Source organism: Bacillus sp. 05T31 (genome assembly GCF_056396725.1).
Map to the genome: position 1 here is coordinate 1 of NZ_JBFTMA010001205.1, position 698 is coordinate 698.

General features: G+C 30.4%; 1 protein-coding gene. It reads right to left on the reverse strand.

What is annotated here, in order from left to right; all coding sequences use genetic code 11:
- A partial coding sequence (hemG, locus tag AC1DJR_RS32455) for a protoporphyrinogen oxidase (RefSeq protein WP_477004510.1) occupies positions 1–621 on the reverse strand: 621 nt, incomplete at its 3' end.
- Between the last annotated feature and the right edge of the window lie 77 nt (positions 622–698).

Below are 698 nucleotides of genomic sequence, written 5' to 3' on the forward strand. Positions count from 1 at the left end.
TTTATTCTCTTCAAAACCTTTAATAATACTTCCATATTTATTTTTATACTCAAGTAAATATGGTAACGTAGATGCCATTGTAAGCTCCTTCAATTTACCAGAATATACACCTGAAAGCACAGGTGCAATTTGTCTTTCCACTAATTCTTTCCCTAAAAAGCTTTCTAAAAATACAGCAAGTGATGTATCCTTTGTAAACTCCTTATTTTTCGTAATAAAATCTTTTAAAGCAACGATTTTCCCTTTTTTTGAGACTAGCGTACTGCTAAATAATGATTCAACACTCATAGGAATCCCAAATATAGTGTCAGCAGGAATTGGATGTAATATGTTATCAGAGTATATGTAAGAAATACCTGTTTCGTTATATACCATTTCATTTTCTAAATTTAAATCTTTTACAAGCGGCAAAACATGTTCATTACGAGCTACAATAGAATCTGCTCCAGATTCCATAATAAAATCATTTTCTTCCACACTGTGGATTTTACCACCTAAATACTCTTCTTTCTCAATAAGGATTAAATTTAAATCTATATTATAATCCTTCTTTAATTTTTCTAAATAAAACATAGTAGAAAGTCCAGTAATACCTCCACCGATGACAACGACTGTTTTCATATTTGCTGCGCCCCTAACCGATACAATTAATAATTCCTTTATTATTATAACCAAAAATTATCATAGTCGACTAGCAG